The organism is Spirillospora sp. NPDC048911, from assembly GCF_043198015.1.
Taxonomy (GTDB): domain Bacteria; phylum Actinomycetota; class Actinomycetes; order Streptosporangiales; family Streptosporangiaceae; genus Spirillospora.
Genome location: NZ_JBICUD010000007.1, coordinates 231,198 through 257,637 on the forward strand (window position 1 = coordinate 231,198; position 26,440 = coordinate 257,637).

Genomic DNA, 26,440 nt, shown 5'->3' on the forward strand with positions numbered 1-26,440 from the left:
AAACGTGACGGACTCGGGCCTTGTCGCGCGTTCTCAGGCGTCCCAGAGGTCGGGCTTGCGGTCGATCCAGGGACGGGCCTCTTCGAGCTGGGCGGCCAGCGAGATCAGCGTGCCCTCGCCGCCGAGCCGCCCGGCGAGCATGATCCCGATCGGCAGGCTCCGCCCGTTCGCGTCGGGTTCGGTCCAGTGCAGCGGGACGTTGACGGCGGGCTGGCCGGAGATGTTGTACGCGGCGCAGAACGGGGTGAAGTGCTTCTGGCGTTCGAAGTTCTCGGCCGGCTCCTGGTCGTGGAAGTACCCGATGGGCGCGGGCGGCTGGGCGAGGGTGGGGTGCAGGATCGCGTCGTACTCGTTCATGACCGGGAACGCGGTGCGGCACGCCGCCTGGAGCTGGGCGTGCGCCCGGAGGAGATCGGGGGCGGACGTGGCGTCGCCGCGTTCGCGCAGCCAGCGGGTGAGCGGCTGGAGGAGGTGCTCGCCCTCCGGCGGGACGGGCGTGAGCGTGGCCATGACGCCCCACAGCAGCTCGAAGTGCGGCACGAGGTCGGGGCCGAAGACCGGCGGGAGGTCGACGACCTCGTGGCCGAGCTCGACCAGCAGCTCCGTGGCGGCCTCGTACGCGGCGACGCAGTCGGGGTGGACCGCCGCCCCCGGGACGGCCGGCTCGATGCTGCGAGCGATCTTGAGGCGGCCGGGCGGGCGGTCGGCGTACCCGAGGAACGTCCCGTCGGCGGCGGGCGCCCGGTAGAGGTCGCCGGGCACGGGGACGGCCATCACGTCCAGGAGCAGGGCGGCGTCGCGGACCGTCCGGGCGATCGGGCCGTTGGTGGACAGGCCGAACAGATCCGGGACGATCGGGCCCTGCGAGATCCGGCCGCGGGTGGGCTTGATCCCGAAGAGCCCGCAGACGCTGCTGGGGATCCGGATCGAGCCGCCGCCGTCGCTGCCCTGCGCGACCGGCGCCAGCCCCGCGGCGACCGCCGCGGCCGCCCCGCCACTGGAGCCGCCGGCCGACCGGGACCGATCCCAGGGGGTACGGGCGGGCGGTGCGACGGCATTTTCCGTATAACAGGGCAAACCGAATTCCGGGGTCGAGGTCTTGCCCAAAAGGACAGAGCCCGCTTCCCTGAGCAATACCACAACGTTGTCGTCCGCGAAGCCGGTCAGTTCGTTGAAAACCTTCGATCCGAGCGTAACCCGCACGCCGGTCACCATGTTCAGGTCCTTGACCGGGACCGGCACGCCGTGCAGCGGCGGCAGCGTGGCAGGATCGGCGGTGTCCATGACCCGCTTCTCGGCCCGCGCGGCCTGCTCGCGGGCCAGCTCGCCGGTCACCGTGACATAGGCGCCGACCTGGGGATTTACCCGCTCAATGCGTTCCAGGTAGTGATCGACGATCTCTACCGGGGAAAGGTCCCGTACACGGACGGCCGCGGCGAGCGCTTGGGCGCTGAGGTCATGGGTATGCGTCACACCGCCGAACGGTAGACGCCGGACGCCCGAGCATCAAAGATGGCAACCGTCGTCATACCGAGGAAAGAGGGGGTAAAAAACAACCTACCCGCCTACGCCACCCGTGAATCGCTTCAGTACGGCGACAAAAGTAAGAACCCGACATGTCTAGTCGCCAACCATCGAAATCATTACTCTGCGCACAGAGGATCATGTCTCTCACGCGAAAGGAATACGGAGCGTAGCTCATGGCCATCATGGAGCGGGGCAACAGCCAGCACGCGCGCGGCCAGCCCCATGAGACACCACCCGGCCGCGACCCCGACAAGGAGCCCCAAACGTACGGTGACCTGCTCAACGACCCGCAGATCCGGCGCTGGATCGAACGCGTCGTCGTCGCGGTCGTCGTCGGCGTGCTCTTCGCCCTCGTCTTCGACATCCGGATCGGCGTCACGGCGGCGGTCCTCGCGGTCGTCGCCGACGTGGTCCGCAGGGCCCGCAAGACCTCCAGCGTCACGGCCTGGCAGAAGTCGTCAGCCGCCGAGCGGCGCACGGAGCGGCAGCTCAAGGCCCTGCAGAAGAACGGGTACCGCGTCCTGCACGCGCGCGCCGTCCCCATGGACGACGAGGGCGTCAGCGACGGCCGGATCGATCACCTGGTGATCGGCCCCAGCGGCGTCTACGCCATCGACTCGGAGAAATGGGACAAGCGCCTTCCGGTGCGGACCCTCTCGCACCGCAAGCTCTTCCACGGGCCCTTCAACAAGAAGGACCGGCTGGACGAGGCGCGATGGGAGGCCGAGCAGGCGGCCAAGGCCCTCGAGGAGCGCGTCGGCTTCGAGGTCCCGGTCCAGGCGTCCGTGGCGATCTACGGCCCGTCCATCCCGTGGAAGGTCATGCGGGTCCGGGACGTGGACGTCTACGCGGGCAACCGGGCGAAGGGGTACCTGCGCCGGCGGCCCAAGATCCTGACCGACACCGACGTCCAGCGGATCTTCAAGGCCGCGGAGAAGGCACTGCCCCCGAAGTATCCCCAGGAAGAAGCGGCCTGACCCGGCACGGCCGGGCGGCCTGACGAGCCGGCGCAGCCGCGCCGGACGGCTCAACGATGAGCCCCCAGCGATCGGAACCCCTCGCGGGTACCGGAGCCGGAGGGGCACCTCGCACGGCGGGGTGCCCGCTCCACCTTCCTCGGTACACCCATCCCTCGAACGCCGGCAGGGCGCGGCTCCCGCCCCCGGCGTTTCTCGCCGCCTCCGGGCGGCTCCCGCCCCCGGCGCCACCTGTGGCCCCCGGTTGGTAGGCTGTGATCAGTCGACGCCGACCCCCCAGGACCTCTGCCGGGCCGGCTGGCAGCGCCGCGATCCGCCGCTGCGACTCCATCGAAAGCCCTGATCAGCGCATACGATCACGGGTACGGCTCGCAGATGTTGGGAGAGGTCCCTATGCCCCCGCTCAGGTCACGTACGGTCACCCACGGCAGGAATATGGCGGGCGCGCGCGCCCTCCTTCGTGCCACCGGCGTGGCGCGGGAGGACTTCGGCAAGCCGATCGTGGCGGTCGCCAACAGCTTCACCCAGTTCGTCCCGGGCCACGTCCACCTGCGCGAGGTCGGCGACGTGGTCGCCGGCGCCGTGCGCGAGGCCGGCGGCATCCCCCGGGAGTTCAACACGATCGCCGTCGACGACGGCATCGCCATGGGCCACGGCGGCATGCTCTACTCGCTGCCCTCCCGCGAGCTGATCGCCGACGCGGTCGAGTACATGGTCAACGCCCACTGCGCCGACGCGCTGATCTGCGTCTCCAACTGCGACAAGATCACTCCCGGCATGCTCCTGGCCGCCCTGCGCCTGAACATCCCGACGGTCTTCGTCTCCGGCGGCCCGATGGAGGCCGGCAAGCCCGTCTCCGGCGTCGGCAACAAGCTCGACCTGATCGACCCCATGATCGCCGCCGCGGACGCCTCGGTCTCCGACGAGACCCTCGCCGAGATGGAAGAGAACGCCTGCCCGACGTGCGGCTCCTGCTCGGGCATGTTCACCGCCAACTCGATGAACTGCCTGACCGAGGCCATCGGCCTCTCCCTCCCCGGCAACGGCACGATCCTGGCCACCCACACCGCCCGCAAGGCGCTCTACCAGGACGCCGGCCGCACCGTCGTCGAGATCGCCCGCCGCTACTACGAGCAGGACGACGCGAGCGTCCTCCCCCTGAACATCGCGACCAAGGACGCGTTCGAGAACGCCATGGTCCTCGACATCGCGATGGGCGGCTCGACCAACACGATCCTGCACCTGCTGGCCGCCGCCGTCGAAGGTGGCGTCGACTTCGGCCTCAAGGAGATCGACGAGCTCTCCCGGCGCGTCCCCTGCGTCTGCAAGCTGGCGCCCGCGACCGCCAAGTACCACGTCGAGGACTGCCACCGCGCCGGCGGCATCCCCGCCCTGCTCGGCGAGCTCGACCGCGCCGGTCTCCTGCACCGCCAGGTCACCTCGATCCACTCGTCCTCGCTGCCCGAGCACCTGAAGGCCTGGGACATCCGTTCCCCGGAGATCACCCCCGAGGCCCGCGAGCTCTGGCACGCGGCCCCCGGCGGCGTCCGCAGCACCTCCGCGTTCAGCCAGAGCGCCCGCTGGGACGAGCTCGACCTCGACCGCGAGAACGGCTGCATCCGCGACGCCGAGCACGCCTACACCACCGACGGCGGCCTGGCCGTCCTCTACGGCAACATCGCCCCCGAGGGCGCCATCGTGAAGACCGCCGGCGTCGAGGAGGAGCTCTGGACCTTCGAGGGCCCCGCCGTCGTCTTCGAGAGCCAGGACGACGCGGTCGAGGGCATCCTCGGCGACAAGGTCAAGGAGGGAGACGTCGTCGTCATCCGCTACGAGGGCCCCAAGGGCGGCCCCGGCATGCAGGAGATGCTCTACCCCACCTCCTTCCTGAAGGGCCGCGGCCTCGGCAAGGCCTGCGCCCTGATCACCGACGGCCGCTTCTCCGGCGGCACGTCCGGCCTGTCGATCGGCCACGCCTCCCCCGAGGCCGCCGCCGGCGGCGTGATCGCCCTCGTCGAGAACGGCGACCGCGTCGTCATCGACATCCCCCGCCGCGCCCTGGAGCTCGACGTCCCCCAGGACACCCTCGCCGCCCGCCGCGAGAAGCTCCTCGCCAACGGCGGCTACCGCCCCAAGGACCGCCAGCGCCCCGTCTCCGCCGCCCTCCAGGCCTACGCCGCCATGGCCACCTCAGCCTCCACCGGCGCCGCCAGAGACGTGGACCAGTTGTACAAGTAGCCAACCCGCGTGCTGGTGGCACCTCATGCCACCAGCACGCGCAAGCCCGAGCAGCGCTGACAGGTCGATGACCGTATCCTGGGGTGGTGCCACGCTATGACTACCGCTGCCGCGCGTGCGGGGCGACCTTCGAGGTGTCCCGTCCGATGATCCAGGCCTCCGACCCGGCGTCCTGCCCGGAGGGCCACGACGACACGGTCAAGCTGCTCTCCACGGTCGCCGTCACCGGCTCGGCCAAGGGCGGCGCCCCCGCACCCCGCCCCAGCTCGGGCGGCGGTGGCTGCTGCGGAGGCGGCTGCTGCGGCTGACCCCGGCCGTCGCCACCCCGCAACGGCCCCAGCCCGCACGCGAGCGCGCTCAACGGGTCGTGAAGCCAGCCGAAGGCGAAGCTTCACGAGAGATCGCGAAGCGATGCCGCGCTCGCCGCTTTCGCGGTCCGGGTCGGAGCCGCCAGGCGAAGACTCGAGGCCGCTAAAGCCATCTATGCCGCAGGCTCTGTGACGTAGGCGGCCCATTGGGGGTCGCCGTCGTTGATCACGCCGATGAGGCGCCAGTGGGCTCCGCGGGGGACTCCTGGGGTGACGCTGAGGGTCCAGCCGATCTCTTCCAGGAGGCGGTCGGCCTTGCGGTGGTTGCAGGACATGCAGGAGGCGACGCAGTTCTCCCAGACGTGCTTGCCGCCGCGGCTGCGCGGGTGGACGTGGTCGATCGTCTCGGCTCGGCGGCCGCAGTAGGCGCAGCGGAAGTTGTCGCGGCGCATGAGGGCGGCCCTGGTCAGGGGAACGCGGGTGCGGTACGGGATGCGGACGTAGCGGCGAAGCCGGATGACGGAGGGCACCTCGATCGACATCGTCGCCGCGTGGAGGACCGCGCCCGAGGTGTCGTGATGGACGACGTCGGCCTTCTCCCGGAGCACGAGGCAGACCGCCCGCCGCAGCGGAAGTGTGGTGAGTGGTTCATACGTCGCGTTCAGGAGGAGGACTTGTCGCATCAGACGCCCTCCACCGGGGCGTGCTTCCCTTTGGCCTCGGCGGACACGCATATGCGCGCCTCGCGCCGAGGCCAGATTATTGTCTCCGGCACCTGCACACCCGCCATGAGGACCTCCCCAGGGGCGAACCGAACCCGAAATCAGTGTGGCGCCTGAGAAGGCCGTCCGCTACCCCAATAATCCCCAATCGCGCCCGAGATCGAACGCAGAAGGCTCCCGCCACCACAGAAAGTGATGGCGGGAGCCGTGGAACGCGTACGCGGCGCGCGTTCACGGGCACGGTGCGTCGCCGCGTCTCAGTCGGAAGCGGCGGCGGGCTCGGACGCGGCGGGCGGCGTCTTCTCCACCGGCGGGGCGGCGGCGGGCGGCGCGGCCGCGGGCTGCTTCGTCTCCGGCTTGGTCTCGGGCTGCGTGGCCTCTGGCTGCTTGGTCTCGGGCTGTTTGGTCTCGGGCTGTTTGGTCTCGGGCTGTTTGGTCTCGGGCTGCTTCGTCTCGGGCTGTTTGGTCTCGGGCGCGGGGGCCTGGTCCGTGGTCGCGCCCTGGTGCCAGGTCACGCGGCCGTTGAGCTGGACGGTCCCCGAGGCCGCGGGCGGCAGTTCGGCCACCAGGGAGCCCCGCCGCCTCTCGCCGGCCTTCAGCGTCCCGTAGTCGCAGCGGATCGAGGCCGCCGTGGCGGTGCAGGGCTTGTCGATCGTGTGGACCTTCAGCTTCGGCGTCAGCCGGTGCGTGAGCACGACCTTGGCGACGCTGCCGCCGCTGGCGTTCTTGACGGCCCAGTGCCAGGTGACCTTGTCGCCCGTCTCGGCGACCTCGGGTGAGGAGTAGGTGAACTCGACCTTGCCGATGGCCCCGTCCGCCGTCCCGGCGTCCGCCGGCAGGGCGGTGGCCAGCAGCGGAATGCCCAGCGCGGCCGCGCCGGCGGCGGCGCGCCCCCTGATGATGCCCTTCATCGTCAACCCCCGTCTAGAAGAATGATCACCGCCACTTCTATCGAAGTTGCCCAGCGCGTTCATCTCGCCACACGTGACAACCGGAGACCCCGTTCGCGCGACACGTAACTGATATGGATTCTTGCCACTTCACGAAAATCATCCAGAAAGAGCTTTCCGTGCGACGTTTCTCCGCCCTCACGATCGCCGGCCTGGCCGCCCTCTCCCTCACCGCCTGCGGCGGCTCGGACTCCGGCTCGGCCACACCCGGCGCCAAGGCCTCGGCCTCCACCGCTTCGAAGGCCCTCGCCCTCCCCGAGGTCGCTGGTCTGGTGCACGACCAGTTGAAAAGCAAGAAGTCGGTCAGAATGAACGTCGACTCCGGCGACGGCTCGCCGGCGTCCGTCGCGGTCAGCACCGAGAACGGCACGCCCGAGCTCGAAATCAAAATGACCCAGGAAGGTAAGGAGTTGCGGCTGATCAAGACCGAGAAGGCCGTCTTCATGGAGGAGAAGGACCCCAAGCAGCAGGTGGCTCCCGGCAAGACGTTCACCCGTTTCGCCGCCGACTCCAAGAACCCGATCGCCAAGCTGATGGTGGCCCTGGTCGGCGCGATGAGCAGCGTCGCCGACACCGAGCAGCAGCGGGCGCTGATGGCCGCCGGCGGCACGCTGGCAGGCCCGGTCCCCGACAAGGTCGTCGACACGCCCGCGCAGCGCTACACGGTCAGCATCGACATGGCCAAGGCGCTCGGGACGATCGATCTCCGCAAGTATCTCGCCTCGAACGTCGCGCTGGCCCGGGAGGTGACCAAGGGGCTGGGCGCCAAGAACGACCCGTCCCTGGACAAGCTGGCCAAGCTGAGCGACGCCGATCTCGCCAAACTGAAGGCCAACATGCTCAAGGCAGTCGAAGGGAAGCCCCTCACCTACGAGGTGTGGGCCGACGCCCAGAACGTACCGCTGAAGTTCAGCGTGGAGGCCCCCACCAAGACGCGAGACAAGACCACCGTCACCCTTTCCGACTGGGGAATCTCGCCCGTCAACGCCCCGCCCGCCGAGATCGTCGCCGACATGCCCGATCTCCCCAACTGACGAGGGCCCCCGTCCCCGCCCGCCACATTCCTTTCGCGGATATCGGGTGGCCGGTGGCGCGGGCGGGGCCGTTACAGTGCCAGCCATGAGCCGACCGCCGTACCCGTCCGCGCAGCGCCAGGAGATCGTCGATGACCTCTTCGGCCACCCGGTGCCCGATCCGTACCGGTGGCTTGAGGACCGGCAGGGCGAGGACACCGGGAAATGGCTGGCCGAGCAGGACGATCTGTTCCATCGCACGATCGACGATCTTCCCGGGCGGGACGCGCTGCGGCGCAGGCTCGGCGAGCTCCTGGCGGCGGGCAGCGTCGGCTCGCCGGTCTGGCGCGGCGCGCGGCGCTTCTTCTCGCGGCGGACGGCCGACCAGGAGCATCCGGTGCTCTACACGGTCGATCCGGACGGCACGGAGCGGGTCCTGCTCGACCCGATGGAGCTCGATCCGGCGGGGACGACCACGCTGGACGGGTGGCAGCCGGACAAGGAGGGGCGGCGGCTGGCCTACCGGGTCTCGCACGGCGGCGACGAGGAGTCGCTGCTGTACGTGATCGACGTGGCCACGGGCGATCTGGTCGAGGGGCCGATCGACCGCAGCCGGTACTCCTCGACCGCGTGGCTGCCCGGCGGCGAGGCGTACTACTACGTGCGCCGCCTGCCCGCCGACGGGGTGCCCCGGGGCGAGGACCAGTACCACCGGCGCGTCTACCTCCACCGCGTCGGCACCGACCCGGACACCGACGACGTGCTCGTCTTCGGCGAGGGAATGGACAAGACCAACTACTACGGCGTGTCGGTGAGCCGGGACGGCCGCTGGCTCACGATCAGCTCGTCCCAGGGCACCGCGCCGCGCAACGACCTGTGGATCGCGGACCTGTCGGCCTCCTCGCCCGAACGCCCCGCGCTGCGCGCCGTCCAGGAGGGCGTCGACGCCGAGACCGGCCTCTACGTCGGACGGGACGGCCGCGCGTACCTCTTCACCGACCGCGACGCGCCCCGGTCCCGGCTCTGCGTCGCCGACCCCGCCGACCCGTCGTTCGAGAACTGGCGCGACCTCGTCCCGCAGGATCCCGAAGCGGTGCTCAGCGACTACGCGATCCTCGACGACCTCGACCGGCCGATCCTGCTCGCGGGCTGGACCCGCCACGCGATCAGCGAGATCACCGTGCACGACCTGGCCACCGGGGAACGGATCGGCGAGGTGCCCATGCCGGGCCTCGGCTCGATCGGCGGCATCATCGAGCGGCCCGAGGGCGGCCACGAGGCGTGGTTCGGCTACACCGACAACGTGACGCCGTCGTCGGTCATGCACTACGACGCCCGCACCGGCGAGACCACCCTGTGGGCGGCCGCGCCCGGCACGGTCAGCGTTCCCGAGGTCGAGGCGCAGCAGATCACGTACGAGTCGTACGACGGCACCGAGGTCCGCATGCTCGTCCTCTCGCGGCCGGGCGCGTCCGGCCCGCGCCCGACGATCCTCTACGGGTACGGCGGCTTCAACGTGCCCCTCACCCCCGGGTACTCCGCGGGCGTCCTCGCCTGGGTGGAGTCCGGCGGCGTGTACGCGATCGCCAACCTGCGCGGCGGCTCCGAGGAGGGCGAGGAGTGGCACCGCGCGGGCATGCGCGACAAGAAGCAGAACGTCTTCGACGACTTCCACGCCGCCGCCGAGAAGCTGCGTGCCGGCGGCTGGGCGAGCAAACTGGCGATCTCCGGCGGCTCCAACGGCGGCCTGCTCGTCGGCGCGGCCCTGACCCAGCGCCCCGACCTCTACGACGCCGTCGTCTGCTCCGCGCCCCTGCTCGACATGGTCCGGTACGAGAAGTTCGGGCTCGGCGAGACCTGGAACGACGAGTACGGCACCGCGGCCGACCCCGCCGAGCTCGAATGGCTCCTCTCCTACTCGCCGTACCACCACGTCCGCGAAGGCGTCGCCTACCCGGCCACGCTCTTCACGATCTTCGACAGCGACACCCGCGTCGACCCGCTGCACGCCCGCAAGATGTGCGCGGCGCTCCAGCACGCCACCGCGTCCGACGGGCCGATCCTGCTCCGCAACGAGGCGGAGGTCGGTCACGACGCCCGGTCCGTCAGCCGTTCGATCGGCCTGATGGTCGACACCTTGTCGTTCATGGCCGCCCGGACCGGTCTCGTGCCGTCGGTCACATCCGGCCCCTGACCGTATTGACCCGTGGTCGAATAGACGGATGAGCCCCGTGCTGAGCCCGAGCGTCCAGGAACGTGTCCGCGCCCTCCTGGAGTCGCCGCCAGGCGAAACGCACGACGGCTACCTCGATCTGCTCGACGCCGAACCCACCCCGACCGTCGCCCAGAGGGTCATGCAGTCGACCTTCCTGCCCCAGATCTACGAACGCGTCTGGCGCCCGGTCGGCTTCAACCTCGCCAAGGGCTGGCCGGTGGGCCCCGGCACCGCCGCGGAGCACGCCCTCGCCCGCGGGTGGCTCGGCCTCGGCCAGCCGGGCGACGCGCACAAGCCCGCCGCCACCGTGCTCGACGTCGCGTGCGGCCCGGGCAACGTCACCCGCGCCCTGGCCGCCGGCGTCGGGGAGAACGGCCTGGTGATCGGTCTCGACGCGGCCCGCGGCATGCTCGCCCGCGCCGCCGCCGACAGCCGCGACATCGGCTACGTCCGCGGCAACGCCGTCGCCCTCCCGTTCCGCTCCGGCACGTTCGACGCGGTCTGCTGCTTCGGCGCCCTCTACCTCTTCGACGATCCCTGGGCCGCCGTCGACGACATGGCGCGCGTGCTCAAGCCGGGCGGCCGCCTCATCATCCTCACGACCCGCCGCCCGTCCCTGCCGGTCAGCCGCCTGGGCAGCGAACTCGCCGGCGCCCTCGCGGGCGTCCGCATGTTCGGCGACCGCGAGGTGACCCGCGCCCTCACCGACCGAGGCTTCACCGACCTCAAGCAACGCCGCTACCCCCTCATGCAACTGGTAGCAGCCTGTAGGTGACGCCTTCCCGACCTCGACGACCTCGCCTGGCGGCTCGACTGCCAGGCGAGGCCGCACGAGCGCTCAACGCAGCCGCTTCTCCAGGTAGATGTTGACGATGCCGCCGATCACTTCGCGGCGGGTCTCCTTCCAGCCGAAGGTGCGGTAGAGCTCCAGCGCGGGGCCTTGGAGCTCGGTGGTGTCGGCCCGGAGGACGCGGTAGCCGAGCTCGGCGGCGCGGTGCTCCAGGGCGCGGACGACGGCGGCGCCGAAGCCGCGGCGCTGTACGCGGGGGCGGACGCGGAGACGGACCATCTCGACGGCGTCGAGGCTGGGCGCGCCGGGGGCGTACCCGCCGAACGCGCGTGCGCTGCCGCCGGGGACGAGGTCGGCCCTGCGGAGGCCGCCCATGGCGACGATCGCGCCGTCGAGCTCGCCGACGATGAACTCCCCGTCGTTGCGGAGATAGATGTCCTCCATCCGGAAGAAGTCGTGGTCGTAGTAGACGCCGTCGCCGGGGCGCAGGCCCACTTGGGCCAGCCCCTCTCGGTGGAGTTCGAGGACGGTGGCGTGGTCGGTGGCACGGTACCGACGGATGCGCAGGTCACCGTAGGTCCAGCTGGGCGGCTCCTGCCGGAGCCGGACCAGACCTGCGCGTGTGCTGTCCACTCCCCCAGTGGCGAACTCGGGACGGCTTCGTCGGGGGTCGCCGTCCTGCGGTGCCATGGCGCCGCTCAGACCTGCTCGGAGGGGGGGACCGCGGGCGTTTCCATGGTCGGGCTCTGCACCGAGGGGGCGGCGAGCGACTCGTAGAAGTCCTTGAGCGCCGAGATCTCCCCGTGTCTGGCGTTGACGGCCGCACCGAGCTGGCGCGCCCGGTGGACCAGGATGTCGGAGCGATGCTCGCTGGGCAGTTCGAGGATGGCGGCCCGGCCCGCCATCAGGGCGGCCTCGGGATGGCCGGCGTGCAGCTTGCACGCCGCCCGGTCGAGCCGCACGAGGGTCATGTCGACCCAGTCGGTGGACGAGTACAGCGTGAGAGCGTGGCTCAGCACCTCGTCGCCGTGTTTGTGGTCGCCGAGGTTGGTGAACGTGTCGCCCTCGTAGAACGCCATCTGCCGGTCGGTGAAGCCGAACGCCAGATCGCTGGTCTGCGTCTTGGAGAGCTGGTCGAAGACCGAGCGTCCGCGCACGAGCGCGCGCCGGGCGCTGGGCGCGGCGTCGCTGCGGCCGCGCAGCGCCAGCTGGCCGAGCGCGCGCGCCTCGACCGCCGGGGCCATCGCCGCCGCCACGCCGGGCGTGCGCCCGGCGAGATCCTGCGCCTTGCGCGCCAGGTGGAGCGCCTCACGCGGGTCGCCGTAATACATGGGCACCAGGGACTCGCGCACCGTGACCCAGGCCCGCAACTGCCGGTCGCCGGTCTCGTCGGCGGCCGTACGGGCGGTACGGAAGAACGAGCGGGCCAGCCGGTGGTCGCCCAGATTGATCATGATGAGACCGGACAGGCCCGACAACTGGGCGGCGATCCGGCACAGGCGTTCCTGGAGCTCGACAGGCTGCCGCTTGTCGCACATGCGCCGTACCTCGCTGAAGTCCAGCAGCACGTCGCACAACATCCGCAGTGAGGGGGTGGCCTGGTACTGCTGGCCGTACCCGAGGGTGGTCTCCTCCCACTGGTCGAGCATCGTCGGCGACACCGTGGCGCTCACCAGGGTGTCGTCCATCTTGCGACGAAGGTTGTCCACGGCACCAAGGAACTGGCCGTCGAGCGCCACGCCCGCTCCGGCCAGGAGTTGCAGAAGGGTCCTACGAAGCACGATGTCCTCCTCTCCTACATCGACGGAGATGGGGGCCTCGGCGCGGTCATGTCGCCCCCGTATTTCGTTGACTGAGATCCACTGACGGCCGTCCTGCTTGGGCACGACGACCGATCCGACGAGGGTGGCGGGCTCTTCCGGAGCCAGCCGGTCCGCCGGACGCGCCGGTGCCGCGTCACCCGGCCAGCCCATCGCGCGCCCGTTGACGCGGGCGGCGCCACCGGGACGGGTCGCGTGCCCGCGACCGCAGATGCAGGGGCTGCGAAAGCCGAGGTCGTCGGGCTCGACCCGGTAGACGGCGCACAGGTAGTGCAGGTACTCGGGGCCGGGACGCTTGTAGCCGCTCTCGTACGCCGACAGCAACGTCTCCCCGAGGCGGGGACACGGCTTGCCGTCGACCTCGTACAGCGCCCTGACCTGGGCCACGATGTCGGACAGCGCGACACCGTGCGACAGGCGGTGCGCCTTGACCCGGCTGGTGCCGAAAAGCGGCCCGCACTGATCGTGGATCTCGACCGCGATCTCCACGGGGCATCGCCCTCGAGCCAGACCATGCGCGCGTATTCTGCGAGCTATGTCCGTTTCTTTCCGAGGGGGGTCCGACATCGGTTCCGGCCTCCTCACCGCTGAGCCCGGATGCCGGCCCTGATAAGGGGAGGGGGCCCGCGTCCGGCCACGGCGACCGGTTCTGGATGGACACGACAGATAATCTCTCGCGCACGCAGCGTAACTCTCGACGAGCTGGCCGGTCGAGTCATTCTCAGCGAATGAGGGGCGCGCCGCGGGCAGGTTTCCCACTCGGGTAGAGATTCTTCCACCGGGGTGCGCGATTCCACCCCTGAGGTGGGGAAATCCGTACTCCGGCGGACCGGACCGCCCTTGACCCGTCATCGTGAGAGTTGTCATTCTCGCCGCGAGTAACGAACTGCATTCACAGAGTTCGATCACGGATGTCCGAGCAGTCCTCGCAGCACGATCGACGGAGGGGGTGCGCAGGTGGTCAGCGACAGACGCGTCGGCTACCTCGAGGAGCTGGAGCACGAACTGGACACGCGCGGGCTGGTGGCCCGTGTCGTGAGGACCCGTTCGGGGCCGGCCTTCCTGCGGGTCGTCAATCCGGAGGCCGCGAGCCTGGCGGAAGACGTCACGTGCGCCCCCGCTCCCGAGTCGCACGACCACTACTACTGGTGGTCCTGGGGGGAGCGCATGCACCGGGTGGACGACCCGGAGGGCGCCGCGGTCAAGCTGGCGCACGTCCTGCAGGCGTACCGCCGCGAGACGCGCGGCCTCGACCGCCGCGGCGTCGACACCTGCGGCCTCGGCGCGGCGGGCCGCGAGGCCCACGCGCCGCTGGTCGCGAGCGAGTGGCCGCCAGGCCACCGATGAGCCGGGCGTGTCTCGTGGGGTCTCGGCCGGAACGGCGCGGCAGCCGGGCCCCACGGGACACGTTCGCCCCCCGGTGCATGCACCGGACATGATCGAGTACTGAGCCCCCCGCGGCTCCGAGACCCACGCCCGTGCTCGGAGCCGCGGCAGAGGGTCAGTCCCTTCCCGGCCGGGTCACGCCATCCAGCCCGGCGACGTACGAACCGCTCGGCACCGTCCCCTACGATCGGCTCGTACGACCGCCGCAGGTCCACGGCGACATGGCGGAGACACCACAGCCGGCCGGGGAGGGTCTGCCACATGCCGCTCGTCCAGACGGCCCTCACCGCGGGGTCCGCCATTCTGAGATCCACGACTCCGGGGGCCACCACGCTGGGGGCCACCCTGCCCTGGCAGCAGGAGGGCACGCCCGAGCAGGCGTGCGGCACTCCGGATCCCAGCGTCTCGTGCCGCCTGGTGTGGAACATCTCGCACAACAAGGGCTTCACGCAGTTCTTCAAGACGTGGCTCGACACGCCGCTCAGCACGCTTTTCTGGATCATCCTGACGCTGGTCATCGCGCTGGTCCTGCGCGCCATCACGCTCCGCGCGATCACCAAGGTCACGCTGCGCATGGCCGAGGGCACCATGTCGGAGCGGATCCGGGAGCGCACACGGACGTCCTTCGAGGGCAGCCCCGCGCTGCTCAACCAGCGCCGCGCCCAGCGCGCCAAGACGCTGGGGTCGGTCCTGCGGTCGATCGCGTCCATCATGATCATGGGGACCGCGGCGTTCAGCGTGCTGGGGTCGCTCGGCCTCAACCTGGCCCCCATCCTGGCCAGCGCCAGCGTGATCGGCGTGGCCGTGGGCTTCGGCGCGCAGAACATCGTCAAGGACTTCCTGGCCGGGCTGTTCATGCTGCTGGAGGACCAGTACGGCGTCGGCGACTTCATCGACGTCGGCACCGCCAAGGGCACGGTCGAGGCGGTCACCCTGCGCGTGACGCGCATGCGCGACGTCGACGGCGTGGTCTGGTACGTGCCGAACGGCGAGATCAAGAAGGTCGGCAACGAGTCCCAGAACTGGGGCCGCGCCGTGCTCGACATCCCGGTCGACATCCACGAGGACACCGAGCGGGTCAAGGAGATCCTCCAGGAGACCGCCGACACGATGGCCGCGGACGCCGACTGGAAGGAACTGATCCTCGAAGAGCCGTCCGTCTGGGGCGTCCAGGCCCTGGCCGGCGACGCGGTGATCGTCCGGGTCGTGATCAAGACGGCGCCGGGCAAGCAGGCCAGCGTGGCACGTGAGCTGCGCGAACGCGTCAAGAAGGCGTTCGACGAGGCCGGCGTGGCCGTGGCCACGCCCGCCCCGGCCTCCTGAGGCCGGAACGATCAAGGTGACCTGTCACGCACCGGGGGCCGGGCGCCCTCGCATAGGCTGGGGAGCGCCATGACACAACAGGTGACCTTTTACGAAGCGGTCGGCGGCGAGGAGACCTTCCGGCGCCTGGTCCACCGCTTCTACCAGGGCGTCGCTGACGACCCCCTGCTCCGTCCGCTCTACCCGGAAGAGGACCTCGGGCCCGCCGAAGACCGGCTCCGGCTCTTCCTCATCCAGTACTGGGGCGGCCCCAACACCTACAGCCAGCAGCGCGGGCATCCCCGGCTGCGCATGCGGCACGTGCCGTTCGTCATCGGCGAGGCCGAACGCGACGCCTGGTTGCGGCACATGCGCGACGCCGTGGACGAGCTGGAGCTACCGGAGCAGCTCGACACGATGCTCTGGAACTACCTCACGATGGCCGCCCAGAGCATGATCAACGCGCCGAGCTGAGCCCGCATCAAGCTGAATGCGCGCCAAGCTGAGCGCGCATCGAGCCGAGCACGCATCGAGCACTCGTCACGCACGCGGCGCGCGGGTCGAGCCGGGCATGGTGAACGCATCGGGCTGAGTGGGTAGATCGCCAGGTATGACGCGATCCCCCTGGTGGCGCGATGCCGTCGTGTACGAGGTGTACGTCCGCAGCTTCGCCGACTCCGACGGGGACGGCGAAGGCGATCTGGAGGGCGTCCGCTCCCGGCTCGGCCACCTGCGCGAGCTCGGCGTGGACGCGCTGTGGATCACTCCGTTCTACCGGTCGCCGCTGGCGGACGGCGGCTATGACGTGGCCGACTACCGCGACGTCGATCCGCGGTTCGGCGATCTGGACGACTTCGACGCCCTGGTCGCCGACGCGCACGCCCACGGGCTGCGGCTGATCGTCGACATCGTCCCCAACCACACCTCCGACCGGCATCCCTGGTTCCAGGAGGCGCTGGCCGCACCGCCCGGCTCCCCCGCGCGCGAGCGCTACCTCTTCCGCCGCGGCCGTCCGCCGGGTGAAGGATCCTCCTCCGACGCCGGTCACGGTGAAGATTCCTCATCCTTTGGGGAGAAAGACACCCCTCCGGATGAAGAATCCTCCTCTGAGCGGTCCGGCGGGGCGGACGGGCCGCCGCACGACGGGCCGCCGAACGACTGGCCGTCGGCGTTCGGCGGGCCCGCGTGGTCGCGGCTGCCCGACGGGGACTGGTACCTGCACCTGTACGCGCCCGAGCAGCCCGATCTCAACTGGCGCAATCCGGAGGTGCGGGCGGAGTTCGAGGACATCCTGCGCTTCTGGCTCGACCGCGGGGTCGACGGCTTCCGGATCGACGTCGCCGCCGGTCTCTTCAAGGACGCCGCGTTCGCCGACCTCGCGGGCCGCAGCCGCCATGTCGTCAGCGGCCCCATCTACAGCCGTCCCGAGGTCCACGAGGTCTACCGGGACTGGCGCCGCGTCCTGGACAGGTACGCGGGCGAGCGGATGGCGATCGGCGAGGTCTGGACCGAGAGCGCGGAGGATCTGGCGCTCTTCCTGCGGCCCGACGAGCTCCACCAGGTGTTCCAGTTCGATCTGCAGCTCGCCCGCTGGTCCGCCGCGTCCTTCCGCACGGTCGTCACCACGGCGCTGGCCGCCGTCGCGCCGACGGGCTCGGCGCCGACGTGGGTGCTGTCCAGCCACGACTCGGTGCGCCACGTCACGCGGTACGAACCACCGGACGGATCTCCCGGCGCCGGGCTGGCCCGGGCCAGGGCGGCGCTGCTGTTGATGCTGGCGTTGCCGGGCTCGGCCTACCTCTACCAGGGCGAAGAGCTGGGCCTTCCCGAGGTGGCCGATCTTCCGGACGCGGCCCGCCAGGATCCGATCTGGGCGCGCTCCGGCGGCACGCGGCCCGGCCGGGACGGATGCCGCGTCCCGCTGCCCTGGTCCGGGACGAGCGAGCCGTACGGGTTCTCGCCCGCCGGGGACGGTGCCGCGCCCAAGCCGTGGCTTCCGATGCCCGGATCGTGGGCCGCGTTGACCGTCGAGGCGCAGGAAGGCGATCCCGGCTCGACCCTGGCGTTCTACCGGCGGGCCTTGCGCCATCGCCGCGAACTGCTCCTGCCGGAGACGCTCGATTGGCTGCCGGCCGATGCCGACGTGGTGGCGTTCGTGCGCGGCCCGCTCACCTGCGTCCTCAACTGTGGCGAACGCGCCGCCCCGCTGCCCGCCGGCGCCGGCGAGGTCGTGATCAGCAGTGCGCCGGCCGATCAGGGGCTGCTGCCCGCCGACAGCTCCGCATGGTTGCTGCGGCCGCCGCCGTCCGCCTGATCCGGCGTCCGGAGGCCGTCGCCGCGGGTCCCGAAGGTCACCCGGATGCTCAGCCCGCCGCCCGGATTGGCCCGCGCGACCGCCTCGCCGCCGTGCGCGCGGGCGATCGAGTCGACGATCGACAACCCGAGCCCGGTGCCCTCGCCGGGGGCGTGGCGGCGCGGATGCAGGCGGCGGAACGGCTCGAAGAGATGGGGGACGACGTCGGAGGGCACTTTCGGGCCGGTGTTCCTGACCCGAAGCCCCTCGTCGTCCAGTCCCACGAAGATCCGCCCGCCGGGGACGTTGTAGCGGAGCGCGTTCTCCAGGAGATTGCGCACCAGATGCCTGAACAGGGTCGGCTCCCCCTCCAGCCGTACGGGTGCGACGTCCGACTCGATCGTCACGTCGCGATCGCGCGCCTCGGCGGTGTGCTCGGCGATCACTCCCTCGACCAGCGGCCCCGCGTCCATGGGCTCCGGCCGGTCCAGCCCCTGATCGCTCACCGACAGGAGCAGCAGGCCCTCGATGAGCCGCTCGCTGCGGTCCGCCACGGTCAGCAACTTGGTGCGGACGCGCGCGACCTTCGCCGGATCGGGGTCGGCGAGGCCGATCTCCAGCGCGGCGCGCTGGACGGCGAGCGGGGTCCGCAGCTCGTGGGCGGCGTTGGCGACGAACCGCTGCCGCGCCGACACCAGGCCCTGCAGCCGGTCGAGCATGGCGTCGAAGGTGTCGGCGAGGTCCTTGAGCTCGCCCGGCGGGGCCTTCAGGGCGATGCGCTCGCCGAGGTTCTCGCCGGACAGGCGGCGGGCGGTGGCGGTGATCGTGTGCACGGGGCGCAGCACGCGGCCCGCCATCCACCACGCGAGGAACACCGACACGACGGCGAAGATCGCGAGCGCGACGAGCGAGACGATCAGCAGTTGCTCGTAGGTGGTGTCCTCGGCGACGGTGGCGGCACGCCTGATCGCGAGGGTCTGGCCGTGTCGCGTCGCCTCGATGGGCCCGTCCGGGACGATGGTCTCCGCGGACTGGGCGTCCGCGGGCCGGGCCGCCCCCGCGGGCGGCCAGCCGGCCGAGGCCGGGACCGCCGCCGTGATCGCGGTGGGCAGCCGGTCGGCCAGGGACTTGCGCAGCAGGAAGTAGACGGAGGCGACCAGACCGCTGCCGGCGACGAGGAGCAGGCCTCCGTAGAGGGCCGTGAGCCGGGCCCTGGCAGTGATCCTCATGCGCCGGCCCCGCTCGCTCCGGTGGCGCCCGTCCCCATGCGATAGCCGGAGCCCGACACGGTCTCCACGACCACCGGCGGCCCGAGCTTGGCCCGCAGCTTGCTGACCGTCACGCGTACGGCGTTGGAGTTGTAGCTGATGTGCTCCTCCCAGACCTCCTCGATGAGATCCTCGGTGCCGACCACCGCGCCGTCCGCACGCATCAGCGCTTCCAGGACCGCGAACTCCTTGCGCGAGAGGTCCAGGCGCCGGCCGTCTCGGTACGCCTGGCGGCGCGGGATGTCGAGCACGACCCCGGCCCGTTCCATGACCGGCGGCAGCGCCGGGCGGGCCCGCCGCCCCAGGGCCAGCACGCGGGCGACGAGTTCCTCGTAGGAGAACGGCTTGGGCAGGTAGTCGTCCGCCCCCAGCCCGAGGCCCTCGACCCGGTCCCGGACCGTGCCGGACGCGGTGAGCATCAGGATCCGCGTCAGCCGCCCGCTGCGCACGACCTCGCGGCAGACGTCGTCGCCGTGCACCTCAGGGAGGTCCCGGTCGAGAACGAGCACGTCGTAGTCCATCGCCTCGAACCGGCGCAGCGCCTCGGCACCGTCACCGGCGACGTCCGTCGCGATCGCCTGGGCCCGGAGCCCCTCGGCGATCAGCTCCGCCAGATAGTCCTCGTCCTCCACCACCAGCACGCGCATGCCTCCAGGTCTACCTGACCAGGGCTTTCGAAAAGATAAAGCGGCCGGAGCCGCCCGCGTTAGGGAAACGAAACACCGGTCCCGGCCACTCTCGGAGGCGTCGCCGGACCGTTCGGAGTCCGGCCGCGACCGGGAGGACGTCCCATGATCACCAACCGGCATCGGGCGCGCGTGCTCACCGCCGCCGCCTCGGGCCTGGCCGCGCTGGCCCTGCTCAGCACCGCCTGCGGCGGCGACTCCGGCACGGGCGGGCAGGACGAATCCGGTGCCGGGGCCGCGAGCAGCGGCACGACCGGGGCCGGTGGCGACAGGGTGCCCTCGACGGACCAGCAGCTCAAGCTCGCCAAGTGCATGCGCCAGAACGGCGTCGACATGCCCGACCCCAAGCCGGGCGGAGGCGCCCCCGCGCTCACCATCGGCGGGCGCGGCGCGAGCGCCGAGAAGATCGAGAAGGCCCTCAAGACCTGCCGCGGCGTCGCGGGGATCCCGGAACCCAAGCCGCTCTCGCAGGAGGAGAAGGACCGGATGCTGAAGTTCGCCCGGTGCATGCGGGAGCACGGCGTCGACATGCCCGACCCCAAGTTCAGCGGCAACGGCGGGATGGCATCCGCGCGTCGCGCTCCGGAGAGCGGGGCCGAGAAGGAGAAGTTCGACAAGGCCAACAAGGCCTGCGGCTCCGCGTTCGGATGATCGCCCACCGCGCGGACGCGAGGAGAGACAGGCCATGAGACGAAAGACGATCGTCGGCGCCGCGGCGGCCGTGGTCGTCGCCGCCGTCGGGGCGGGCGTCGCCGTCAACGCGACGGCCGAGGGCGGCAAGGGCGAGCGGCACGATCCGGACGCCGCCACGACCACCGCGCCCGTCGAACGCGGCGACCTGAGCGACAGCACCTCCGCGCAGGGCGCGCTCGGCTACGGGGGCGAGCGCAAGCTGAAGGCCGGCGCGGGCGGGACGGTGACGTGGGTCAAGGCCGCCGGTTCCACGGTCCGCCGGGACGGCAGGCTCTACGAGCTGGACGGACGGCCCGTTCGCTTGATGTACGGGACGCGTCCGATGTACCGGGCCCTCAAGACCGGGGCCGAGGGGCCGGACGTCCTGCAACTGGAGAAGAACCTCAGCGCCCTCGGCTACGGCGGCGCCCTGACGGTGGACCAGAAGTTCACGGCGGCTACGGCGGATGCGGTCAAACGCTGGCAGAAGGCTCACGACGCCAAGGCCACCGGGATGGTGGGGCCGGAAGCGATCGTCTTCGCGTCCGGCCCGGTCCGGGTCAAGAGCCGGGACGCGTCGGCGGGCGACCGCGTCGCGCCCGGCAGCCCCGTGGTGACCTCCTCCAGCGCCGAACGGGTCGTCAGCCTCAAGCTCGGCGTCGATCAGGCGAGCACCCTTCGGAGAGGCACGAAGGTCACCGTCGAGCTGCCCGGCGGCCGCACGGTGGAGGGCTCCGTTCGCACGATCGGCACCACGGCGTCCAAGGACGGCGGCGGAGGCGGAGATGGCGGCGACGAGGGCGAGGCGAAGGTCGATGTCGTCATCGAACTCGACGAACCGGGCAAGGTAGACGGGCTCGACCAGGCTCCCGTCACGGTGAACCTGACGACGCAGACGAGCAAGGACGTCCTGTCCGTCCCCGTTCAAGCCTTGCTGGCGCTGCCCGGCGGTGGCTATGGCGTCCGGGTCGTCGGCGGAGGCACGTCCCGGACGGTCAAGGTCGAACTCGGCGTCTTCGGCGAGGGCCGTGTAGAGGTGACCGGCGAAGGGCTCAGCGCGGGCATGAAGGTCGAGGTGCCCAAGTCATGACCCCACCCCAGCCCCCGCCCGTCGTCGAACTCGTCGGCGTACGGAAGGAGTATCCAGGCGGTGTCGCCGCGTTGGCCGGGGTCGATCTGACCATCTGGCCCGGCGAGCTGCTGGCGATCGCCGGCCCCTCCGGATCCGGCAAGTCCACGTTGCTCCACATCGTCGGCAGCCTGGACCGCCCGTCGACCGGCACCGTCCGGATCGCCGGGCACGAGGTGGCGGACCTGTCCGACCGCGAGCTGTCGGCCCTGCGCGCCCGCGACCTGGGGTTCGTCTTCCAGTCGTTCCACCTGGCCGCCGGGGTCTCCGCGCTGGACAACGTGGCGGACGGGCTCCTCTACAGCGGCCGGCCTCTGCGTGCCCGGCGCCGCGAGGCGGCGGCCGTGCTGGAACGGGTCGGGCTCGCCGACCGGATGACGCACCGGCCGCACGAGCTGTCGGGCGGCCAGAAGCAGCGCGTCGCGATCGCCCGCGCGATCATCGGCGAACCCGCCCTGCTGCTGGCGGACGAGCCGACCGGTGCGCTGGACACCGCCGCCGGCGACACCGTGATGGCGCTGCTCCGTGATCTGAACGCCGAGGGGGCGACGATCGCCGTGATCACGCACGACCACGACATCGCCGCGGCCCTGCCCCGGCGGGTACGGCTCCGCGACGGGCTCATCGTGTCCGACTCGCGGGCGCCGGTCGAGGCGGGCGCCGTATGAAGCTCGGGCGTAGGAGAACCGGCCGCTCGTCGGCCGACCGCGCGGAGACCGGCAGCGCGGAGACCGGCAGCGCGGAGACCGGCAGCGTGAAACCGGGCCGTATGCGGGCCTGTCGTGGGAAACCAGGCCGCGTGAGGGCCGACGGGGACGAACCGGGCCGTGCGAGGGCCGGTCGTGGGGGAACGGACCGTATGCGAGGCCGCCGTAAGGGGGCGACGAGGCTGGTACCGGCGCGGCTCGCGGTCGCCGACGTCCTGCGGACCGGATCGGCGGGCCTGCGTACACGTCCCGTCCGCGTCGTGCTCTCCGCGCTCGGGATCGCGATCGGCATCGCGACGATGATCTCCGTCGTGGGGATCTCGGCGTCCAGCAAGGCCGACGTGCTGCGGCGGCTCGACAGGCTCGGCACCAACCTGCTGGTGGCCGCCCCCGGCGACTCGATGTTCACCGGCGAGAAGACCAAACTCCCCAAGGGCGCGGAGCGGATGGTGCGGCGGATCGACGGCGTCGAGCAGTCGGCGGCCACCGGCTCGCTGTCCGGCACCGTGCGGCGCTCGGACCGGATCTCCAAGGACGAGACCGGCGGGATCGCGGCCCTGGCGGCCACCGAGGACCTGCTGAAGACGCTGCGCGGCAGCGTCCGCGGCGGGACGTGGCTGAACGCGGCCAACGGCCGTTTCCCGTCGGTCGTCCTCGGCTCGGTGGCGGCGGAACGGCTGGGCGTCACCGAGATCGGCCGGCAGGTCTTCATCCGCGACCGCTACTTCACCGTGATCGGCATCCTCGATCCGCTGCCGCTCGCGCCGGAGATCGAACGTTCGGCGCTGATCGGCTGGACGGCGGCGCGGCGCCATCTCGGGTTCGACGGGCATCCGACCGCGGTCTACGAACGTTCCGCCGACTCCGCCGTGGCGCGGGTGCGCGAGTTGCTGCCGCGCACGATCAACGCGGAGAACCCGCAGGACGTGCGGGTCACCGACCCGTCATCGGCGCTCCAGGCCAAGGCCGCCGCGGCGGGCGCGTTCACCGACCTGCTGCTCGGCCTGGGCGCCGTCGCGCTCCTCGTCGGCGGCGTCGGCGTCGCCAACACGATGATCATCTCGGTGCTGGAACGGCGCCACGAGATCGGGCTCCGCCGTTCACTCGGCGCGACGCGCGGGCACGTGCGGCTGCAGTTCGTGACCGAGTCGCTGCTGCTGTCCGGGCTGGGCGGCGCCGCCGGGGCCGTGCTGGGGACGCTGGCGACGTTCGGGTACGCGATGTCCACGGGACTGCCGCCGGTGGTGCCCCTCTGGTCGATCGCCGGGGGCTTCGGGGCAACGCTGATCATCGGCACCGTCGCGGGCCTCTATCCGGCCGTCCGGGCCGCCCGCCTCTCCCCCACGATCGCCCTTCAGACGGCCTGAGCGCCCGCAGACGACGAGCCCCGCACCGCAGGAACGCTGCCTGCGGCGCGGGGCTCGTTCATAGCGCCAGGGCCCGTGACGTATACGCCAGGGCGCCTGGTGCATCCGCCAGGGTTACAGAGGCGGACGTCCCTGCAAGAGCAGGGGGTCGACGGCGTCGGACGGAGTGGTGGTCAGCGCCTGCGCCCCCGGCGTCACGTTCGCCCAGCGGAACAGGTCGGCGATCGCCTTGGCCCGCTGCGCGGCGGGCAGCTTCTCGATGAGCTTGCCGCTGTGGTTCATGCCGGGCGCGGTGTAGACGGCCGAGTCGCGGGTGCCCTTGCCGAGCCTGAACCGCTCCGAGCCCCACGGGTCGTTCGCCCCGTACAGGAACATCAGCCTGCTGCCGCGCGTCCGCACCCAGCCGTCGATGTCGCGCATCGCCTTGCCGCCGTCGAACCGCATGCGGATGTCGCGCGGCACGTAGGTGCGCGGCTGGTAGCTGCTCTCGTACCGCAGCAGCGGCCGCAGGTGCTTGAACTGCGGCGTGGGCCAGCCGAGCTGGGTGCCCGCCTGGTAGTAGTACGGGATGTACGGCTGGAGACCCTGGTCCGTGTAGAACGAGATGCCCGCGATCGAGTCGAGGCTCTTGTAGAGCACGTCGTCGGACGCGTTGAGGGCGGGCAGGGACGCGCAGTCGGACTGCAGGGCGTACTGCCAGAAGCCCCACTCGTAGTCCATGACCGAGTTCTCGAACGCGCGGTCAGGGGTGCGCAGGATGGTGAACGTCCAGCCGTTCTTGGCGGCGTCGGCCTTGAAGCGCTGCAGCATCGCCGGGCGCCGCTTGAGGATCTCGCGCGCCAGGCCCTTCACGTGCGCCCGGCACTTCGGGTCGGTGCCGACCTTCGCGAAGAACCGGTCGTACGCGCTGTCCTCCTTGTTGTCGACATCGTTCGGCGCGACGTAGACCACGCTGCCGTCGACGTCACGCGGGTAGAAGCGCTTGTGGTAGACGACCGTCATGCCGCCCTTGCTGACCCCGGTGGAGATCCAGCGCGTCTTGTAGATCTTCTTGAGCGCCTGGATGATCCGGTGCTCGTCGGTGGCGGCCTGCCAGATCGTGTCCTTCGTCCAGTCCGCCGGCTTCGGCCGGGACGGGGTGAAGTAGCGGTACTCGATCGAGATCTGGTTGCCGTCCACGAGCGCCGTCGGCTCGGTCCTGAACATGGTCTCGGGCGTGTTGTAGCCGCTGGTGTACCGGACCATGGGCCGGTCGAGCGCCTTGTGCTGCAACATGATCCGCTGCTCGAACCAGCGCCCCTTCGGGCGCCGGTGGTCGACCGGCTGCCGGTAGGTGAGCCAGAACCAGCGGTAGCCGGGCATCGTGGACGGCTTCTCCACCACCGTCATGCCCTTGATCGCCTTGAGCCGTGCCGCGATGTCGCCCTGCGCCGGAACGGCGGCCGGCGTCGCTCCGGCCGCGGTCTGCGCGGTCGCGACGGCACCGGTGCTCGCGGCCAGCCCGGCGGCGAGCAGCAGGGCCATCGACCCTCTGGAAACGTTGACCATCGTCCGCCCTTCGGTGGGGTCGCCACAGTTCGCGAAGGCGACATTAGAGGGATAGATGGGACATAAGCGGATTCATGTTTTCCTTGTTATCCACCCGTGACAACCCGGTTGCCCGCGCCGCGGTCCCCGCTTGTGCACCCCTGTCCGCTTCCGACCCACTCCGACCGAACGGCTGGGCATTGTCATGCGATTCGGACAGGCATAAAGTCGCCCTAGGAGTGGCTTTCCGTAGCAACTCCACGCCAAACAGTGATCTTCGCGGGGGGATGCGCGATGTTCATTCAGATCATCCAGGGCAGGATCAGCGATGCCGCAGAGGTGAAGGACGCACTGGACCGCTGGGTCCGCGAGCTCGCTCCCGCTGCGAGGGGCTGGCTCGGCAGCACCGCCGGAGTCACCGGCGACGGGACGCTCGTCGCGTTCGCCCGGTTCGAGAGCCGGGAGGCGGCACGGCGGAACAGCGACCGCCCCGAGCAGGGCCAGTGGTGGATCGAGACCTCCAAGCTCTTCACCGCCGAAGTGACCTTCCACGACTGCGCCGAGACGGACACCTGGCTCGGCGGCGGCTCGGACGAGGCCGGGTTCGTCCAGATCATGCAGAACCGCGTCCGCGACTTCGCGGGGCTCTCCGGCTTCATGCGGCAGGTGGACGACACGGCCATCCGCACATACCGGCCCGAGATCATCGGAAGCGTCATGGCGGTGCACGAGGACGGCGCCGGCATCAGCGAAGCCGTCTACTTCACCTCCGAGGCCGAGGCGAGGGCGGGCGAAAGCCAGGAGATGCCCTCCGAGATGCAGGGCCAGTGGGAGCAGATGATGAGCTTCTATGAGGAGAGCGAGTTCACCTACCTGGACCTGCGCACCCCCTGGCTGTACTCGCCCTGAGCACAGTCAGGGTCAGCCGTCCGATGGGGGCATGTAGCGGCCGATGAACTCCCGCTCCTCCGGTGTCCAGCGGCGCAGGCGGTTGCCTTCCACGTCGAACGCGACGAGCGTCGAGGTGGCGGTCGCGTACACGTTCTCGTCGTCCCGGACCTCGTAGGCGAGCTTGAACGAGGCGGCGCGGGCCTCGGTGACCCATGTCTCCACCCGAATCGGATACACGGTCGGCAGCAACGGCAGCCTGTAGTCGATCTCGTGCCGGGAGATCACCATGCCGCGGACGGGCTGCTCGCCCTTGCGCACGGGGTCGCCGTGGAACATCTCCAGCCGCGCGTCCTCCAGGTAGCCGAGGAACTTGACGTTGTTGACGTGCCCCTGCGAGTCGATGTCACCGAACCGGAGATGGAACTCGTACACGTGGCGGAAGTCCGCCGGGGGCAGGTTCTTTCGCTGCATGTCCTCGCCTGGGGGGTCGGGTCGCACGGATCACCCGGATCAAGGCGATGCCTGCCGTGAGGAACGCCCGTCCCATTCGCGGCCCTTGATCCGTCACGTGCACTTTACTTGGGCTTGTCCCCACGGCTCACGCCCGCACCCAGGGGAGCGCCGCCCGGCGCGGGTGTGCGGCGGGCGGCGC

General features: G+C 70.9%; 24 protein-coding genes. 15 read left to right on the forward strand and 9 right to left on the reverse strand.

Annotated elements, in window-relative coordinates:
• Positions 1 to 33: 33 nt before the first annotated feature.
• Positions 34 to 1,473, reverse strand: a complete 1,440-nt coding sequence (locus ACGFNU_RS30650) for an amidase (RefSeq protein ID WP_392599200.1) — start codon at positions 1,471 to 1,473, stop codon at positions 34 to 36.
• A 227-nt stretch (positions 1,474 to 1,700) separates the two neighbouring features.
• On the opposite strand from ACGFNU_RS30650, the gene ACGFNU_RS30655 reads away from it, so the two are divergent.
• The 3 genes from ACGFNU_RS30655 to ACGFNU_RS30665 all read left to right on the forward strand — a co-directional run bounded on the left by ACGFNU_RS30655 (position 1,701) and on the right by ACGFNU_RS30665 (position 5,050).
• Positions 1,701 to 2,504 carry a nuclease-related domain-containing protein gene (locus ACGFNU_RS30655; protein ID WP_392599202.1) on the forward strand — a complete coding sequence of 268 codons (804 nt, stop codon included), beginning with the start codon at positions 1,701 to 1,703 and terminating at the stop codon, positions 2,502 to 2,504.
• A gap of 393 nt (positions 2,505 to 2,897) precedes the next feature.
• Positions 2,898 to 4,742 carry a dihydroxy-acid dehydratase gene (gene ilvD, locus ACGFNU_RS30660; RefSeq protein ID WP_392599204.1) on the forward strand — a complete coding sequence of 615 codons (1,845 nt, stop codon included), beginning with the start codon at positions 2,898 to 2,900 and terminating at the stop codon, positions 4,740 to 4,742.
• A gap of 86 nt (positions 4,743 to 4,828) precedes the next feature.
• On the forward strand, positions 4,829 to 5,050 hold the full coding sequence (locus tag ACGFNU_RS30665) for a zinc ribbon domain-containing protein (protein ID WP_392599206.1): 222 nt from the start codon (positions 4,829 to 4,831) through the stop codon (positions 5,048 to 5,050).
• A gap of 173 nt (positions 5,051 to 5,223) precedes the next feature.
• On the opposite strand, the gene ACGFNU_RS30670 is transcribed toward ACGFNU_RS30665, so the two are convergent.
• Both ACGFNU_RS30670 and ACGFNU_RS30675 read right to left on the reverse strand, forming a co-directional pair.
• Positions 5,224 to 5,733 carry an HNH endonuclease gene (locus ACGFNU_RS30670; protein WP_392599207.1) on the reverse strand — a complete coding sequence of 170 codons (510 nt, stop codon included), beginning with the start codon at positions 5,731 to 5,733 and terminating at the stop codon, positions 5,224 to 5,226.
• A 296-nt stretch (positions 5,734 to 6,029) separates the two neighbouring features.
• Entirely contained in the window at positions 6,030 to 6,683 is a 654-nt protein-coding gene (locus ACGFNU_RS30675; protein WP_392599209.1) for a hypothetical protein, read from the reverse strand.
• Positions 6,684 to 6,841: 158 nt separating this feature from the next.
• Here ACGFNU_RS30675 and ACGFNU_RS30680 point away from each other — a divergent pair, with 158 nt between their 5' ends.
• The 3 genes from ACGFNU_RS30680 to ACGFNU_RS30690 all read left to right on the forward strand — a co-directional run bounded on the left by ACGFNU_RS30680 (position 6,842) and on the right by ACGFNU_RS30690 (position 10,725).
• The gene (locus ACGFNU_RS30680) at positions 6,842 to 7,756 is read left to right on the forward strand and encodes a hypothetical protein (RefSeq protein WP_392599210.1); all 915 of its coding nucleotides are present in this window, start codon (positions 6,842 to 6,844) and stop codon (positions 7,754 to 7,756) included.
• An 85-nt stretch (positions 7,757 to 7,841) separates the two neighbouring features.
• A complete protein-coding gene (locus tag ACGFNU_RS30685; protein WP_392599211.1) occupies positions 7,842 to 9,929 on the forward strand; it encodes a prolyl oligopeptidase family protein in 2,088 nt (695 codons plus the stop codon).
• A 28-nt stretch (positions 9,930 to 9,957) separates the two neighbouring features.
• Positions 9,958 to 10,725: a class I SAM-dependent methyltransferase gene (locus ACGFNU_RS30690; RefSeq protein ID WP_392599212.1), complete on the forward strand. Its 768-nt coding sequence runs from the start codon at positions 9,958 to 9,960 to the stop codon at positions 10,723 to 10,725.
• 63 nt (positions 10,726 to 10,788) lie between these two features.
• Here the strand turns inward: ACGFNU_RS30690 and ACGFNU_RS30695 are convergent, their stop codons facing one another.
• Together ACGFNU_RS30695 and ACGFNU_RS30700 are read right to left on the reverse strand one after the other, a co-directional pair.
• Positions 10,789 to 11,373, reverse strand: coding sequence for a GNAT family N-acetyltransferase (locus ACGFNU_RS30695; protein WP_392599213.1), 585 nt, complete (start codon positions 11,371 to 11,373; stop codon positions 10,789 to 10,791).
• A gap of 65 nt (positions 11,374 to 11,438) precedes the next feature.
• Complete coding sequence (locus tag ACGFNU_RS30700) at positions 11,439 to 13,049, reverse strand: XRE family transcriptional regulator (protein ID WP_392599215.1); 1,611 nt, start codon at positions 13,047 to 13,049, stop codon at positions 11,439 to 11,441.
• 468 nt (positions 13,050 to 13,517) lie between these two features.
• On the opposite strand from ACGFNU_RS30700, the gene ACGFNU_RS30705 reads away from it, so the two are divergent.
• The 4 genes from ACGFNU_RS30705 to ACGFNU_RS30720 all read left to right on the forward strand — a co-directional run bounded on the left by ACGFNU_RS30705 (position 13,518) and on the right by ACGFNU_RS30720 (position 17,562).
• The gene (locus ACGFNU_RS30705) at positions 13,518 to 13,907 is read left to right on the forward strand and encodes a hypothetical protein (RefSeq protein ID WP_392599217.1); all 390 of its coding nucleotides are present in this window, start codon (positions 13,518 to 13,520) and stop codon (positions 13,905 to 13,907) included.
• Between the two features lie 300 nt (positions 13,908 to 14,207).
• Positions 14,208 to 15,269 carry a mechanosensitive ion channel family protein gene (locus ACGFNU_RS30710; RefSeq protein ID WP_392599219.1) on the forward strand — a complete coding sequence of 354 codons (1,062 nt, stop codon included), beginning with the start codon at positions 14,208 to 14,210 and terminating at the stop codon, positions 15,267 to 15,269.
• A 69-nt stretch (positions 15,270 to 15,338) separates the two neighbouring features.
• On the forward strand, positions 15,339 to 15,722 hold the full coding sequence (locus ACGFNU_RS30715; protein WP_392599220.1) for a globin: 384 nt from the start codon (positions 15,339 to 15,341) through the stop codon (positions 15,720 to 15,722).
• 136 nt (positions 15,723 to 15,858) lie between these two features.
• Positions 15,859 to 17,562, forward strand: a complete 1,704-nt coding sequence (locus tag ACGFNU_RS30720) for a glycoside hydrolase family 13 protein (RefSeq protein WP_392599222.1) — start codon at positions 15,859 to 15,861, stop codon at positions 17,560 to 17,562.
• Here ACGFNU_RS30720 and ACGFNU_RS30725 read toward each other — a convergent pair.
• Both ACGFNU_RS30725 and ACGFNU_RS30730 read right to left on the reverse strand, forming a co-directional pair.
• Complete coding sequence (locus ACGFNU_RS30725; protein ID WP_392599223.1) at positions 17,502 to 18,770, reverse strand: sensor histidine kinase; 1,269 nt, start codon at positions 18,768 to 18,770, stop codon at positions 17,502 to 17,504. The genes ACGFNU_RS30720 and ACGFNU_RS30725 overlap by 61 nt on opposite strands.
• A complete protein-coding gene (locus ACGFNU_RS30730) occupies positions 18,767 to 19,456 on the reverse strand; it encodes a response regulator transcription factor (protein ID WP_392599225.1) in 690 nt (229 codons plus the stop codon). Before ACGFNU_RS30730 ends, ACGFNU_RS30725 begins: the two co-directional genes overlap by 4 nt.
• Positions 19,457 to 19,600: 144 nt before the next feature.
• Here ACGFNU_RS30730 and ACGFNU_RS30735 point away from each other — a divergent pair, with 144 nt between their 5' ends.
• From ACGFNU_RS30735 to ACGFNU_RS30750, 4 genes are all read left to right on the forward strand, one after another.
• Positions 19,601 to 20,146: a hypothetical protein gene (locus ACGFNU_RS30735; RefSeq protein ID WP_392599227.1), complete on the forward strand. Its 546-nt coding sequence runs from the start codon at positions 19,601 to 19,603 to the stop codon at positions 20,144 to 20,146.
• Between the two features lie 34 nt (positions 20,147 to 20,180).
• Positions 20,181 to 21,257 (forward strand): peptidoglycan-binding protein, encoded by a 1,077-nt coding sequence (locus ACGFNU_RS30740; protein WP_392599228.1) that lies wholly within the window; start codon positions 20,181 to 20,183, stop codon positions 21,255 to 21,257.
• Positions 21,254 to 21,964 (forward strand): ABC transporter ATP-binding protein, encoded by a 711-nt coding sequence (locus tag ACGFNU_RS30745; protein ID WP_392599230.1) that lies wholly within the window; start codon positions 21,254 to 21,256, stop codon positions 21,962 to 21,964. Before ACGFNU_RS30740 ends, ACGFNU_RS30745 begins: the two co-directional genes overlap by 4 nt.
• A gap of 191 nt (positions 21,965 to 22,155) precedes the next feature.
• Complete coding sequence (locus ACGFNU_RS30750) at positions 22,156 to 23,370, forward strand: ABC transporter permease (protein WP_392599232.1); 1,215 nt, start codon at positions 22,156 to 22,158, stop codon at positions 23,368 to 23,370.
• 114 nt (positions 23,371 to 23,484) lie between these two features.
• Here the strand turns inward: ACGFNU_RS30750 and ACGFNU_RS30755 are convergent, their stop codons facing one another.
• Positions 23,485 to 24,918, reverse strand: coding sequence for an aminopeptidase (locus ACGFNU_RS30755; RefSeq protein WP_392599234.1), 1,434 nt, complete (start codon positions 24,916 to 24,918; stop codon positions 23,485 to 23,487).
• Between the two features lie 273 nt (positions 24,919 to 25,191).
• Here ACGFNU_RS30755 and ACGFNU_RS30760 point away from each other — a divergent pair, with 273 nt between their 5' ends.
• Positions 25,192 to 25,806, forward strand: coding sequence for a hypothetical protein (locus ACGFNU_RS30760; RefSeq protein ID WP_392599236.1), 615 nt, complete (start codon positions 25,192 to 25,194; stop codon positions 25,804 to 25,806).
• A gap of 12 nt (positions 25,807 to 25,818) precedes the next feature.
• Here the strand turns inward: ACGFNU_RS30760 and ACGFNU_RS30765 are convergent, their stop codons facing one another.
• On the reverse strand, positions 25,819 to 26,259 hold the full coding sequence (locus tag ACGFNU_RS30765) for an acyl-CoA thioesterase (RefSeq protein WP_392599238.1): 441 nt from the start codon (positions 26,257 to 26,259) through the stop codon (positions 25,819 to 25,821).
• Positions 26,260 to 26,440: the final 181 nt, after the last annotated feature.

Excerpts from the sequence above, each read along its gene's own strand:
- ACGFNU_RS30710 (WP_392599219.1), top strand. The coding sequence starts at position 14,208 with ATGCCGCTCGTCCAGACGGCCCTCACCGCGGGGTCCGCCATTCTGAGA.
- ACGFNU_RS30675 (WP_392599209.1), bottom strand. The coding sequence starts at position 6,683 with ATGAAGGGCATCATCAGGGGGCGCGCCGCCGCCGGCGCGGCCGCGCTG.
- ACGFNU_RS30715 (WP_392599220.1), top strand. The coding sequence starts at position 15,339 with ATGACACAACAGGTGACCTTTTACGAAGCGGTCGGCGGCGAGGAGACC.
- ACGFNU_RS30750 (WP_392599232.1), top strand. The coding sequence starts at position 22,156 with ATGCGAGGCCGCCGTAAGGGGGCGACGAGGCTGGTACCGGCGCGGCTC.
- ACGFNU_RS30730 (WP_392599225.1), bottom strand. The coding sequence starts at position 19,456 with ATGCGCGTGCTGGTGGTGGAGGACGAGGACTATCTGGCGGAGCTGATC.
- ACGFNU_RS30670 (WP_392599207.1), bottom strand. The coding sequence starts at position 5,733 with ATGCGACAAGTCCTCCTCCTGAACGCGACGTATGAACCACTCACCACA.
- ACGFNU_RS30720 (WP_392599222.1), top strand. The coding sequence starts at position 15,859 with ATGACGCGATCCCCCTGGTGGCGCGATGCCGTCGTGTACGAGGTGTAC.
- ACGFNU_RS30655 (WP_392599202.1), top strand. The coding sequence starts at position 1,701 with ATGGCCATCATGGAGCGGGGCAACAGCCAGCACGCGCGCGGCCAGCCC.
- ACGFNU_RS30690 (WP_392599212.1), top strand. The coding sequence starts at position 9,958 with ATGAGCCCCGTGCTGAGCCCGAGCGTCCAGGAACGTGTCCGCGCCCTC.
- ACGFNU_RS30735 (WP_392599227.1), top strand. The coding sequence starts at position 19,601 with ATGATCACCAACCGGCATCGGGCGCGCGTGCTCACCGCCGCCGCCTCG.
- ACGFNU_RS30740 (WP_392599228.1), top strand. The coding sequence starts at position 20,181 with ATGAGACGAAAGACGATCGTCGGCGCCGCGGCGGCCGTGGTCGTCGCC.
- ACGFNU_RS30725 (WP_392599223.1), bottom strand. The coding sequence starts at position 18,770 with ATGAGGATCACTGCCAGGGCCCGGCTCACGGCCCTCTACGGAGGCCTG.
- ACGFNU_RS30765 (WP_392599238.1), bottom strand. The coding sequence starts at position 26,259 with ATGCAGCGAAAGAACCTGCCCCCGGCGGACTTCCGCCACGTGTACGAG.
- ACGFNU_RS30745 (WP_392599230.1), top strand. The coding sequence starts at position 21,254 with ATGACCCCACCCCAGCCCCCGCCCGTCGTCGAACTCGTCGGCGTACGG.
- ACGFNU_RS30755 (WP_392599234.1), bottom strand. The coding sequence starts at position 24,918 with ATGGTCAACGTTTCCAGAGGGTCGATGGCCCTGCTGCTCGCCGCCGGG.
- ACGFNU_RS30685 (WP_392599211.1), top strand. The coding sequence starts at position 7,842 with ATGAGCCGACCGCCGTACCCGTCCGCGCAGCGCCAGGAGATCGTCGAT.
- ACGFNU_RS30760 (WP_392599236.1), top strand. The coding sequence starts at position 25,192 with ATGTTCATTCAGATCATCCAGGGCAGGATCAGCGATGCCGCAGAGGTG.
- ilvD (WP_392599204.1), top strand. The coding sequence starts at position 2,898 with ATGCCCCCGCTCAGGTCACGTACGGTCACCCACGGCAGGAATATGGCG.